We start from the raw sequence: 10,754 nt of genomic DNA, 5'->3' as shown, positions 1-10,754 counted from the left end.
GCCGGGGTCACCCTTCGTGCCCTCGGCGACCGCACGACTGTCCGGCGTCGGATGCGGCGGGTACCGTGAGCCCCATGGGCCCGGAACACGACAGCGGATGCGCGATCACGCTGGCCGACGGACGCCGCTGCCCGGAACCACGCGACCCGGGCTCCCCGCTCGCCCTCTGCACCAACCACCTGCTCGCCGCGTACGACTGGGTGGCCAGGGATGTGGGCGTCACCGACCTGCTCCCGTCACCGTGCCTCGCCTGCGGTCGGCGGGTCGGCATCCGCTATCCGTCCGGCTGGATCTGCGCCGCCTGCGAGTCCCCTGGTCGGCGACCTGCCCGACCAGGGGATCGTCGACGTGCGTGTCGACGTCGTCTACTACCTGCGGTTCGGCGACCGCATCAAGATCGGCACCTCCAACAACCCGCGCCAGCGGATCGCAGCTCTCCCGCACCACGAAGTGCTCGCCTTCGAGCCCGGAGGGCGGATGCTCGAGCAGCGCCGCCATGCCCAGTTCGCCGACCTGCGCATCCCCCGCACCGAGTGGTTCGAGACCGGGCCGGCGCTGAGCGCGCATGTCGCGGCGCTGCAGGAGGGTGTGGACGATCCGTGGGCGCAGTACGCGTCATGGCGGAGCCGGCGGATCGCACTGAGCGGGTAGGTGTTGCGGCTTTCGTGCATCCCGTGCTGCGGGAGCGGCCGGCCGTTGAGAGAATAGGGGGATGTCACCGAGGAACCGTGCCAACGAAGAAGCCTTTCCGAAGAACGATCGGGGATCCGGCTCGCTCAACGACTACAAGTTCGACCTCATCCCGAAGTCGGCCAAGCTGCGCATCCAGCTCGCCGGCAGCGATCCGTACCAGGACGAGTTGCGCGCCGTGCTCGAAGAGAACGGCAGCGACGTCTTCACCGCCGGCGGCCAGCGCACCATCGAAGAGGAGCGCACGGATGCTCCGATGGAAATCCGGCTCTTCACCGGCAGGCGCGTCAGCGGGGTCGTCGGAGTCGTTCCACGCGGCCTGGAGCCCGCGTTCGCGGAGGCGCTGATCCGGTTGGAGCGCGCGAACAAGCCGCCGCGCATTCCGGCGGAGATCGTCACCACACGCCAAGGGCTCCGCCTCGAGGTGCTGATCGGCCAGACACGCGACGTCTGAACCGGCGACCAGCGACCGGCCTGCTGCCACCGGCCTAGGCTGAGCGCGTGACGATCTCGCGCGCGGAACTTCTCACCTATCGCGGCGCCACGCTTCCCGACCTCGTCGGGCCCGGGACGAAACTGCTGTTCGTCGGGATCAACCCCGGCCTGCTCACCGTCGCCGTCCAGGCGCATTTCGCCAAGCGCGGCAACCGGTTCTACCCCGCGCTCCACCGGGCCGGCATCACCGACCGCGTGATCGACGCGTCCGAAGGGTTCCGGCCGGAAGACCGGGCATACCTGCTCGCGCGCGGCCTCGGCATCACGAGCATCGTTCCGACGGCGACCGCACGCGCGGACGAGCTCACCCGCGACGAGTTGATCGCGGGCGGCGGCGCACTCAGGGACCGCGTGACGAGCATCCGCCCTGCCGTGGTCGCCGTGCTCGGCATCACTGCGTACCGCGTCGCCTTCGATCGACCGGACGCGCGCACGGGCAGGCAGGACGACCTCTGGGGCGACTCGCAGGTCTGGGTGGCGCCGAATCCGAGCGGCCTGAACGCGCACGAGTCGCTCGCCAGCCTGGCCGAGGCCTATCGCACGATCGCCGTCGCGGCCGGCCTGGATCTCTATCCGGAACCGGTCTGACGGGTCAGGCGAGCCGCGAGCTGTAGTGCAGGTCGCCGATGGCAGGGAAGTACGGTTCCTCGGTGGCGTTGAGGCCGGCCTGCACGAAGGTCGCGCCGATGTTCCCGAGCAGGAAGGTCAGTGCGAAAGGTGCGGCGGTGCTCTTACCGGTGACGTGTGCGATGCCGGCGGAGAACTTCCACAGCCACCAGATGTTCACGATCGGCACGATGTAGAACCATGTCGTCGGCACGCGCGCATCTCGTGAGATCAGTTCGCCGCGAGTTCGGGCGAGCCAGACGATCCAGTAGATACCGAGCGTGAGAAAGGGTAGGAAGAAAACGGCCGCGGGGGAACGACGCTTCACGGAACTCCTCGTCGAGTTGGGTAATCGCGTAATCTTATCTTTCTGAGGGCTTTCGCAGAAAGCCCGTATATGGGGCACATCCGGGCGTCCGTTTCGCCGTCCGTGTGACGTGCGGAATACCGCTCTCTCTGAGTGTTTGTTAGCCTCGGACGGGTATGCAGACCCGACCCCGCACACGATCGCACGGCCGCCGCTCGGCGCGCCGGCCCGTCGCTGTGTCCAAGGCGATCGTCACGCGGGCCATCCACCACCGCATCGGGGTGGGTGTCACCGCCCTCGCACTGGTGGCCGGGCTGTCCATCTCACCGACCGGTCCGGCACAGGCGGCGCCCGCCCCGTCGGGCTCTCACGGGCCTGTGCAAGTGTTCTACGTCGACGCCCACGTGACCGCCCCGCCGGTCAAGCGCGACGAGATCAGCGCCACCGACGGCGTGCAGACCCTCACCACGAACGCGACGAATGCCGATTGGGCGAAACTCGTCATGATGTTCGGCGGTTGGCCGCAGAGCGAGAACAACGTCACGGTGATGCTGCGCTGGATGCGACAGGAGAACGGTCCGCCCGACTGGTGGAACCGTAACAACCCCCTGAACAACGGTTACGGTTCGGGCGGTGGGGCAGGTCTCGGCAGCTACCCCGACCTCGTGACGGCGGCGAAGTATGCGGCGCAGAACCTGCAGCGCGGCTACCCGGACATCGTCGCAGGCTTCGCGGCCAGTGCATCCCCCGACGTGACGGCGGCGGCGATCTGGGCGTCGCCCTGGTCGACCAGCCACTACGCGAACGGCGCCCACTGGAGCACGCGTCCTGTCGAGGTCGTGCAGGCGCCGGCTTCAGCCTGGTAGTCAGCGGGACGCGTCGGGGGCGCCGGCCGACGGCGTCCCGTTTTCGAGCATCCGCGCGTGCATCTCCTTCGTCAGCTGGTGGATCGTGCGGGTCAGCTCGGTGTTCTCCTCGAGCAGCTTCTGCTGGGCGATGTAGTCGTGGTCCGCTTTGGACTGCTGGAAGGCCGCCTGCCGGTTCTGTCCGATCATGACGAAGGTCGAAAGGAAGATCGCCTCGAGCGACACGATGAGCGTCAGCGTCGGCCAGGGGCTCTTCTCGAACACGAGCATCCATACCGCGAACAATGCGATGTGCAGGTAGACGAACATCATCGACCCGGCGAACGAGGTGATCGCGTCGGCGATTCGCAGCTGAACGCTCGAGGCTCGGCGCTCGGCCTCCGCGAGCACCGCAGGGTGTAGTTTCTCGTGCGGGGCGTTGGCGAGCAGGCGGCTCGGCCTGAGGAAAGGGCGCCGGTGCTCGGGCGCAGGTGCGGTGGCCGTGGCGGTGCCGCCCGGGTTCTGGGGGGTGGGTGATCCGGATGCTCCGGTCGGGGAAGACGGTTGCGACATCGCTCTGCTCCAGGCTCACAGCGGGTCCCTCCCGCCGATGTGGTGAGCGTACTGCCCAGGCTTGACGTTGGCTGGGAAGACGAGGGTGTTCGTGGGTGCGCCGATGGCGGTTCGGCGGTTCCGTCGATAGTGTTCCCTCACGGTCCCGATCCGCGACCGGTCGAGCATCCCTATCCCGAGGTTGAACGTGGGCAGAGCTGAGCGTGCGGCCGCTGAGCCGTGGCGCCGCGCGTCGGGCTCCGGATGGTGGTGGGCTGTCGGCGTCTTCGTGGCGGTCGCGATCGTACTCGGCTTCGCCAGCATCCTGGGGATCGGGCGGACGCCCGTCCTGGCGGGGGTGATCGCCGCGCGGAACGCGATCACCGTCGCGGCCGCGGCCGGAGCCGTCATCGCGCTCGCCGCAGCGAGCATCCGCCCGGTCCGATTCCTCGCACTCCCGATCGCCGTCGCGCTCGCCGTGACGACCGCGATCAGTGCGCCGATCGTCCTCTCACGCGGGGTGGTGGATGCGCGCCCGGCGCCGATCTTCGACGCGCAGCTGCGCATCCTCTCCTGGAACATCAACGCCGACCTCGTCTCAGCCGACACCATCGCCGAAGAAGCGGTCTCCGTGCGCGCGAACGTCATCGTGCTGCCCGACGTCGCTACGGCGGTGAGGCAGGATCTCATCGCGTCCCTCGCCCACCACAACCTCATCATGGTCCCCCACCGGGCCGGCGGGAACGGGGTGCTGGTGCTGACGGATGCGGCGCTGCGGCGCGCCGACACGACCACCACCGGGAGCCCCCAGCGTTCCGCGACCCTGGTGGTTAAGCCGTCCGACTCGCGCCAGCCCACCATTCTCGCGCTGCACGCCCCCCGGCCGACGCTGCACGGCAATGCGGACTGGCGCACGGAACTCGCGTGGGTGAGCGCTGAGTGTGCGAAAGGCGACACGATCGTCGCAGGCGACTTCAATGCGACGCTGGACGGGCTCGGCGACTCGGGGCTCGGCCGGTGCCGTGACGCCGCCGCCGCCGCGCACGCGGCCAGTGTCGGAAGCTGGCCCACCGCTGTGCCGACCTGGCTGGCGATGCCGATCGACCACATCCTCGTCACCCCCGGGTGGGCGGTCGACAGTTTCACGGTGCTGACCGACCAGGATCGGTCGGGGGCGCGCCACCGCCCCGTGTTCGCGGTACTGTCACGCCGCTAGCGTGGGTCGCCGTCCGCGATCGGGCAGGTTCTGCCACATGTCGCGCGGTTCGGCGACCGAAGACGTCCGATCGGCCGCGCTGCGGTCCGCGACGAGGCGCGGACGGGGTGCGAAGTCAATCCCTCCCGCGAAAGTCGTTGCGGGTTTACCGTCGTTCATGACGCAGGGCGCAACCCGAAGCGTCACCGTGAGCGTCCCGGCCCTCCCGCAACCGGCACCCCTCAGGCCGGGAGGGCCGGGCACTCACTACCCCGACGTCCCCAAGCGTCGCCGAGCACAGGAAAACCGGGCCTCAGCCTCCGACAGAGGCCCGGTTTTCCTGTGCTCGGCGGAGTTCAGCGGGGGCGGTCTTCGGCGGACGGAGCTCCGTGGGGGTGCGCGTCCGCGGGACGGGCGCGACCCGCCGCTGCGGCAAGGGCGGCTGCGTCCGCGGGACTCGCCGCGTCTCTCTCTGCCGCGCCAGCCGCGGGGGCATCGGTGCGACGCCGCTTCCGCCGTGCCGCCAGCAGCCGGATCAGGAGGGGGACGATCGAGATGACGACGATCCCGATCAGGATGTAGTCCAGGTACTTCGACACGAAGTCCGCAACGCCCGGGATGTGCCCGAGCCAGTACCCGAGAAGCACGACAGCGGTCGTCCAGACCGCCGCACCGACGACGTTGAACACGGTGAAGACGCGTCGCCGCATGTGCCCGACGCCGGCTGCCACCGGCGCGATGGTGCGGACGACCGCCACGAACCGGGCGACCGTCACGGCGGCTGGGCCGAACCGGTCGAAGAAGTGCTGTGTTCGCTCGACGCTCGCCCGGCTGAACAGGCCGGCTTCGCGCCGCTCGAAGACGGCAGGCCCGGTGCGGCGCCCGATCGTGTAGCCCAGCTGGTCGCCGAGGATCGCCGCCACCGCGATGGCGATGATGGTCACCCAGAGCGGTTGGGTGATGTGCCCGGTGAAGGTGAGCACGCCGGTGAAGAAGAGCAGCGTGTCGCCGGGCAGGAAGAAGCCGAGGAGCAACCCGGTCTCGCAGAAGACGATCCCGCAGATCACGAGGAGCGCCCAGCCTCCCGAGCTGTCGATGAGGGATTGCGGGTCGAGCAGTCCGGTGTGCAGTGCGGAGAGCATCAGATGAGAGTTCCGTTCAGTCGGTGGTTGGTGAGTGGTCTGTGGTCTGTGGTCTGTGATGGCTGGTCAGCGGGTGAACTCGACGATCAGGCCGCGGTGCGTGTGGATGACCGCCCCGCGCTCCTCGAAGCCGAGGCGTTCCAGGTCACCCGTCCCGTAGGTGTCGGGCCTGCCGTCCGCGTACTCGATCAGCCAGACCCGGCGCACGCTGTCGAAACGCCCGAGTGCGGCCGCGTGCGCGACGGTGTATGCCCGGTCCGCCCATCCGTTGTTCGCGGTGTACGGAACGTCGATGGTGACGTCGCGCGTGTTCGCGAATCCCGCCGGGTAGGCGTGCATCGCCAGTCGCGGCTTCTTCGACGGATGCGCGGACTCGTCGAAGACGACCGCGTCACCGGCGACCGCGTAGGAGCCGATCACGCTGCTGACGACCGCCCAGTCGCTGTCGTTCTTCGCATAGGGCGTGCGCTGTGCGAACCAGATCGGAGCGGCGAGCGCGGCCAGCGCGGCCAGCGCGGCGAGTTCGACCCAGCGCCGGCCGCGGGCGAGCACCTCGATCCCGCACGCGATGAGGAGGGCTGCCGCCGGAGCGCAGAACGATACATAGCGGGCGGTGAAGGCCGGGATCGCCGCACTGCCGAGCACGACCACGAGCGTGGGAAGGAAGAGCCAGGCGGATGCGACCGCCACCAGCGACAGCGGGCGCGCGGTACCGGCGAGGTCGGCCTGGACATCAGGTCCGACTCCGGCCCGGGTGCGCCGCGCGCGCATCCGGATCGCGTCCACGAGCGCCACGATGATGAGCGCCCACGCGGCGGCGGCGAACCAGGGAGCGCCGAACCACAGCGAACTGAAGACCGTGTCCGGGCTGAGCTGGTCGTGTGTCGCCAGGTAGGAGATCTGTTTGCGTTCGAGGATGGCGAAGATCACGAGGGGCAGGACCGCGGCGGCAGCGATCCCGACGGTCGTCGCCCAGCGCACCAGCAGTGCGCGCGGGGCACGGGCGCTGACGAGGATCACCGCGTGCACCAGCGCGAACAGTGCGACGTACAGGAAGGCGTAGCTGCCGACCGCGAGCAGCGCGCCATAGGCGACCCACAACCGCATGGGTGCCTCGTCGCGACGCAGCAAATCGAGCACGATCACGGTCAGCCACGCGACGATCGCAGCGCTGAGCGCGAACGACCGGGCTTCCTCGCCCATGTAGGTCACCCGAGGGAGCAGGCAGCAGACGATTCCGGCGATGACGCCGAGCCGTGACGACCCGAGCCGGGTCGCGATCACCACGACGGCGGCGACCGTGAAACCGACGGCAAGGGCGCTCGGGAACCGGATCGAGAACGGAGAGGGACCGAGCAGGACGACCCACCAGCGCAGGAGGAAATAATAGGTGCCGTGCACGGCGTCGACATGCCGGAGCATCGTGAACAGTGTCGGCAGCGGGCGCTCCGCCGACATCAGGCTGGTCGCCTCGTCGCCCCACAGTGAGGGCGTCCACGAACCCCAGGCCGTGACCACCACTGCGATCAGACCGAAGAGCGCAGCACGGTATCGCAGCGGCACGGATGCGCGAACTGCGGTGGCGAGTGTGGGCTTCGTTGTCCGATCGATGGTCTTCGACATGCGGGACCTCCAGCCTGCATATACCTCTCGGTCGACCCCTCCAGTCCACAGGTACCACTCCCAGAAACATCCAAGAAGCCCTCTGGCTGCGCAGGGACTCAGATTCTTGGAGGCATCTGGGAGGCGAGTGCGGATGCTGGGTGCGGAGGGGATGCACGCATGCGGACGGAGAGACGGATGGGCTGGGCGACGCTGCTGGGGCTGTCCGTGGCGGTTGTCATTGCCACGTTCGTGTACGCGGTCGCCCTCCTCGTCATGGAGGACGCCGAGGACGACGTGGACCAGGTGGGCGACGTGGACGGCTTCCAGGGCGACCAGCTCAGCGAATTCGACTGATCCGCCGCGCGACTCAACGCGCCTAGTGCGCGAGCGGCAGCCGCAGCACGAGGGTGGTGCCCTCCCGCGAGGTCTCCGCGACGTCGACCGTCCCGCCGTGCCGGGTCGCGATGTCGCGCACGAGCGCGAGGCCGATACCGAAGCTCGACCGCGGCAGTGCGGATCCGCTGGTCGGTGCCGCGTGGGCGAACCGGTCGAAGATGCGGCGTGGCTCGATTCCCTGGATGCCGGTGCCCTCGTCGGCGACCGCGATCGACACATCGCGCCGGTCGGCGGTGACGAGCACCCGGATTGTCGTGTCGTTCGGCGAGTGCGCCACCGCGTTGTCGAGGAGCGCGGTCAGGCACCGCTGCAGGCTGGTCTCCGGCACGCGGGTCGCAGGGGCCGACCCACCCGCCGGGTCCAGCGTCAGCGCGATCCGGATGCCACGGGGCAGCGCCAGCACGGCCATCGCGTCGACGGCGCTGCGGATCGCCGGCTCGACCAGCACCGGTGCGGATGCGCTGCTGTTCTCGTCCGCATCCGCCGCCAGCAGCAGGTCGTTGACGATCTCGATCAACGTCCGCGTGTCCTCGCGCAACTGCTCGACCGTCTCCCTCGACGGGTCGTGCACGTCGAGGGAGCGCTGCAGGACCTGGAGGCGCGCATCCAGGACGGCGAGCGGCGTGCGCAGCTCGTGGCTCGCATCCTGCACGAAGGTCCGCTGGATGCGCAGGGCCCGTCCGAGCGGAAGCACGGCCCGGCGCGTGATCACGAGGCTGAGCACGCCCGCGATCGCGACCGCGAGGATCCCGACGACGATGAAGGCGACGAGCGCCTCCGTCGTGTCGATGTAGATCTTGTGCTCGCCCGGCAGCGGCTTCTCGCTGAGCTCGGAAGGCCGCAGTTGGTCGAGGATGAAGAAGAACGCGGCGCCGATCGCGGCGATGACGAGGGCGCCGGATGCGATCGTGATCCAGAGCCCGACGAACCGGGATGCGCGGCGCACGGCACGCGTGTCGCTGTCGACCACCGCATCCCTCCCGCTCTTCCGGCTCACAGCTGACCCAGCCGGTAGCCCTCGCCACGCACGGTGGCGATGATGTCCTTGTCCGTCTTGCGCCGCACATAGTGCACGTACGTGTCGACGGTTCCAGGTTGCTCGTCGCTCTCGAAGACGGCTCGAAGAATCGCGTTCCGGCTGAACGTGCGCAGCGGATTCTCGGCGAGCAGCCGCAGCAGCGCGGTCTCCCGCACGGTCAGCTGGATGCGCCCGTCGTAGGGCGAGTAGATGCAGCGGCTCTCCGGATAGAACTCCCACGCGCCGATCGACAGCGACGGGCCTTCGCCCGTGAAGGTTCGCAGCAGGGCGCGCAGGCGGGCGAGGAGTTCGTCGAACTCGAACGGTTTCACCAGATAGTCGTTGGCGCCCGCATCCAGACCATTGACCCGGTCGGCGACCGTGCCGAGCGCGGTCAGCATCAGGATGGGCGTGACGACCCGGCGTGCACGCAACGCTTCGACGACGGCGACCCCGTCGCGCCCGGGAAGCCGGCGGTCGACGACCATCACGTCGAACTCGTCCGTGAGCCCCACGGTCAGGCCCGTATCGCCGTCGACGACGCGCAGCACGTCGTAGTGCTCAGCGAGGACCTGCTCGATGAGGGGTCCGAGCTGCGGGTCGTCCTCGATCAGAAGGAGGCGGGGTCGGTTCTCGTCCATCGGTGCTCAATCTAACGCTTGGCTGATTCTTAGAGAACCGGTGGCAGGGTGGGCGGGTGCTGCGAAACAAAGTCCCCGAAGTGACGGCGATCTTCTGGATCACCAAAGTGCTGACCACCGCCATGGGCGAGACGACCTCCGACTTCATGGTGCACCAGATCGACCCTCCGGTGGCTGTCGCCATCGCGTTCGTGGTGCTCGCCGCATCCCTCGTCCTGCAGTTCGCGGCCAAGCGCTACCTGCCGTGGGTGTACTGGTTCGCGGTCGTCATGGTGAGCGTGTTCGGCACGATGATCGCCGATGTGATCCACGTGCAGTTCGGCGTGCCGTATGCCGTGTCGACCACCTGCTTTCTCGTGGCGCTCGGTGCGATCTTCGCCCTCTGGTACGCGACGCAGAAGACACTCTCGATCCACCGCATCGATACGCGTGCCCGCGAGACGTTCTACTGGGCGGCGGTCATGGCGACCTTCGCGCTCGGCACGGCGGCCGGCGATCTGACCGCGACGACGTTCCACCTCGGCTACCTCGCCTCAGGGATCCTGTTCGCGGTGGTGATCACCATCCCGGCGATCGGGTTCCGGTTCTGGGGATGGAACGGGGTGTTCTCGTTCTGGTTCGCATACATCATCACCCGTCCGCTGGGGGCGTCGTTCTCCGACTGGCTCGGGCTCCCGCCGGAGCGCGGGGGAGTGGGTTTCGGCACGGGACTCGTCAGCGCAGTGCTGACCGTCGCGATCATCGTGTGCGTCGCGATCATGAACCGTGACCACAAGCGCGCGGAGCGGGTGCCCGCGCTCGCCGTCAACGCGCAGGCCGAGTAGCGGCGCGCGGCCTCGTAGCCGCGCCTGGCCCGAGAGTGCCACGTGCGGCCGAGCTGGTCCCGCAGAACGGCCACGCTCGACCGGAACTGACCCTCTCGGCAGTGGTTGGGTCGCTGCTCAGGATCTCCGAATAGCCTTCGCCTATGAAGTCGCTCCTGCGGATGCTTTCGCCGTTGCTTGCGGCACTCCTTCTGGTCGGAATCGCCATTTCGGTTTGGGGAGCCGACGCCACCCTGGCGGAGGCATCTCTCTACGAGCCGGTCGCCCCGCTCGGGCACGCACTCGCGACCGCATCCGTACTGATCGCCGGAACATCGGCGGGCATTGCCGCCCTCATCTCGACGGGCCGTCTCCTGAACGCCCGGACCGCCTCCCATTCGCATGTGGAGTCGGGGCCCTCCCGAGAGTGACACGTGCGGTCGAGCTGTCCCGCGGAGC

General features: G+C 68.7%; 14 protein-coding genes. 8 read left to right on the top strand and 6 right to left on the bottom strand.

Annotated features, from left to right (window positions below; genetic code table 11):
• Positions 1-210 precede the first annotated feature (210 nt).
• From ACV7NN_RS09190 to ACV7NN_RS09180, 3 genes are all read left to right on the top strand, one after another.
• Positions 211-651, top strand: a complete 441-nt coding sequence (locus tag ACV7NN_RS09190) for a GIY-YIG nuclease family protein (RefSeq protein WP_463349267.1) — start codon at positions 211-213, stop codon at positions 649-651.
• A 61-nt stretch (positions 652-712) separates the two neighbouring features.
• The gene (locus tag ACV7NN_RS09185) at positions 713-1,144 is read left to right on the top strand and encodes a hypothetical protein (RefSeq protein ID WP_463349266.1); all 432 of its coding nucleotides are present in this window, start codon (positions 713-715) and stop codon (positions 1,142-1,144) included.
• A 47-nt stretch (positions 1,145-1,191) separates the two neighbouring features.
• Positions 1,192-1,773, top strand: coding sequence for a mismatch-specific DNA-glycosylase (locus ACV7NN_RS09180; RefSeq protein WP_463349265.1), 582 nt, complete (start codon positions 1,192-1,194; stop codon positions 1,771-1,773).
• A 4-nt stretch (positions 1,774-1,777) separates the two neighbouring features.
• On the opposite strand, the gene ACV7NN_RS09175 is transcribed toward ACV7NN_RS09180, so the two are convergent.
• Complete coding sequence (locus tag ACV7NN_RS09175) at positions 1,778-2,119, bottom strand: DUF4234 domain-containing protein (protein WP_463349264.1); 342 nt, start codon at positions 2,117-2,119, stop codon at positions 1,778-1,780.
• A 155-nt stretch (positions 2,120-2,274) separates the two neighbouring features.
• Here ACV7NN_RS09175 and ACV7NN_RS09170 point away from each other — a divergent pair, with 155 nt between their 5' ends.
• Complete coding sequence (locus tag ACV7NN_RS09170; protein WP_463349263.1) at positions 2,275-2,964, top strand: hypothetical protein; 690 nt, start codon at positions 2,275-2,277, stop codon at positions 2,962-2,964.
• Here the strand turns inward: ACV7NN_RS09170 and ACV7NN_RS09165 are convergent, their stop codons facing one another.
• Positions 2,965-3,516, bottom strand: a complete 552-nt coding sequence (locus ACV7NN_RS09165) for a DUF1003 domain-containing protein (RefSeq protein ID WP_463349262.1) — start codon at positions 3,514-3,516, stop codon at positions 2,965-2,967.
• Positions 3,517-3,703: 187 nt separating this feature from the next.
• On the opposite strand from ACV7NN_RS09165, the gene ACV7NN_RS09160 reads away from it, so the two are divergent.
• A complete protein-coding gene (locus ACV7NN_RS09160; protein ID WP_463349261.1) occupies positions 3,704-4,711 on the top strand; it encodes an endonuclease/exonuclease/phosphatase family protein in 1,008 nt (335 codons plus the stop codon).
• A gap of 335 nt (positions 4,712-5,046) precedes the next feature.
• Here the strand turns inward: ACV7NN_RS09160 and ACV7NN_RS09155 are convergent, their stop codons facing one another.
• Positions 5,047-5,832, bottom strand: coding sequence for a DedA family protein (locus tag ACV7NN_RS09155; RefSeq protein ID WP_463349260.1), 786 nt, complete (start codon positions 5,830-5,832; stop codon positions 5,047-5,049).
• A gap of 66 nt (positions 5,833-5,898) precedes the next feature.
• Positions 5,899-7,455, bottom strand: coding sequence for a glycosyltransferase family 39 protein (locus tag ACV7NN_RS09150; protein ID WP_463349259.1), 1,557 nt, complete (start codon positions 7,453-7,455; stop codon positions 5,899-5,901).
• 159 nt (positions 7,456-7,614) lie between these two features.
• Between ACV7NN_RS09150 and ACV7NN_RS09145 the strand changes: the two genes are divergently transcribed.
• Positions 7,615-7,791 (top strand): hypothetical protein, encoded by a 177-nt coding sequence (locus tag ACV7NN_RS09145; RefSeq protein ID WP_463349258.1) that lies wholly within the window; start codon positions 7,615-7,617, stop codon positions 7,789-7,791.
• Between the two features lie 22 nt (positions 7,792-7,813).
• On the opposite strand, the gene ACV7NN_RS09140 is transcribed toward ACV7NN_RS09145, so the two are convergent.
• Both ACV7NN_RS09140 and ACV7NN_RS09135 read right to left on the bottom strand, forming a co-directional pair.
• Positions 7,814-8,830, bottom strand: a complete 1,017-nt coding sequence (locus ACV7NN_RS09140) for a sensor histidine kinase (protein ID WP_463349257.1) — start codon at positions 8,828-8,830, stop codon at positions 7,814-7,816.
• Positions 8,827-9,492 (bottom strand): response regulator transcription factor, encoded by a 666-nt coding sequence (locus tag ACV7NN_RS09135; protein ID WP_463349256.1) that lies wholly within the window; start codon positions 9,490-9,492, stop codon positions 8,827-8,829. Before ACV7NN_RS09135 ends, ACV7NN_RS09140 begins: the two co-directional genes overlap by 4 nt.
• Positions 9,493-9,548: 56 nt before the next feature.
• On the opposite strand from ACV7NN_RS09135, the gene ACV7NN_RS09130 reads away from it, so the two are divergent.
• Together ACV7NN_RS09130 and ACV7NN_RS09125 are read left to right on the top strand one after the other, a co-directional pair.
• Positions 9,549-10,316 carry a COG4705 family protein gene (locus ACV7NN_RS09130; RefSeq protein ID WP_463349255.1) on the top strand — a complete coding sequence of 256 codons (768 nt, stop codon included), beginning with the start codon at positions 9,549-9,551 and terminating at the stop codon, positions 10,314-10,316.
• A 143-nt stretch (positions 10,317-10,459) separates the two neighbouring features.
• Positions 10,460-10,726 (top strand): hypothetical protein, encoded by a 267-nt coding sequence (locus ACV7NN_RS09125; RefSeq protein ID WP_463349254.1) that lies wholly within the window; start codon positions 10,460-10,462, stop codon positions 10,724-10,726.
• The last annotated feature ends 28 nt before the right edge of the window (positions 10,727-10,754 follow it).

It is taken from the genome of Leifsonia sp. Ger2509, assembly GCF_055231915.1.
This window is presented reverse-complemented; position numbering and strand designations above follow the sequence as displayed.

What these genes read in the sequence shown, in the direction of transcription:
- ACV7NN_RS09150 (WP_463349259.1), bottom strand. Translation starts at nt 7,455, where the DNA reads ATGTCGAAGACCATCGATCGGACAACGAAGCCCACACTCGCCACCGCA.
- ACV7NN_RS09165 (WP_463349262.1), bottom strand. Translation starts at nt 3,516, where the DNA reads ATGTCGCAACCGTCTTCCCCGACCGGAGCATCCGGATCACCCACCCCC.
- ACV7NN_RS09170 (WP_463349263.1), top strand. Translation starts at nt 2,275, where the DNA reads ATGCAGACCCGACCCCGCACACGATCGCACGGCCGCCGCTCGGCGCGC.
- ACV7NN_RS09185 (WP_463349266.1), top strand. Translation starts at nt 713, where the DNA reads ATGTCACCGAGGAACCGTGCCAACGAAGAAGCCTTTCCGAAGAACGAT.
- ACV7NN_RS09125 (WP_463349254.1), top strand. Translation starts at nt 10,460, where the DNA reads ATGAAGTCGCTCCTGCGGATGCTTTCGCCGTTGCTTGCGGCACTCCTT.
- ACV7NN_RS09135 (WP_463349256.1), bottom strand. Translation starts at nt 9,492, where the DNA reads ATGGACGAGAACCGACCCCGCCTCCTTCTGATCGAGGACGACCCGCAG.
- ACV7NN_RS09145 (WP_463349258.1), top strand. Translation starts at nt 7,615, where the DNA reads ATGCGGACGGAGAGACGGATGGGCTGGGCGACGCTGCTGGGGCTGTCC.
- ACV7NN_RS09155 (WP_463349260.1), bottom strand. Translation starts at nt 5,832, where the DNA reads ATGCTCTCCGCACTGCACACCGGACTGCTCGACCCGCAATCCCTCATC.
- ACV7NN_RS09190 (WP_463349267.1), top strand. Translation starts at nt 211, where the DNA reads ATGTGGGCGTCACCGACCTGCTCCCGTCACCGTGCCTCGCCTGCGGTC.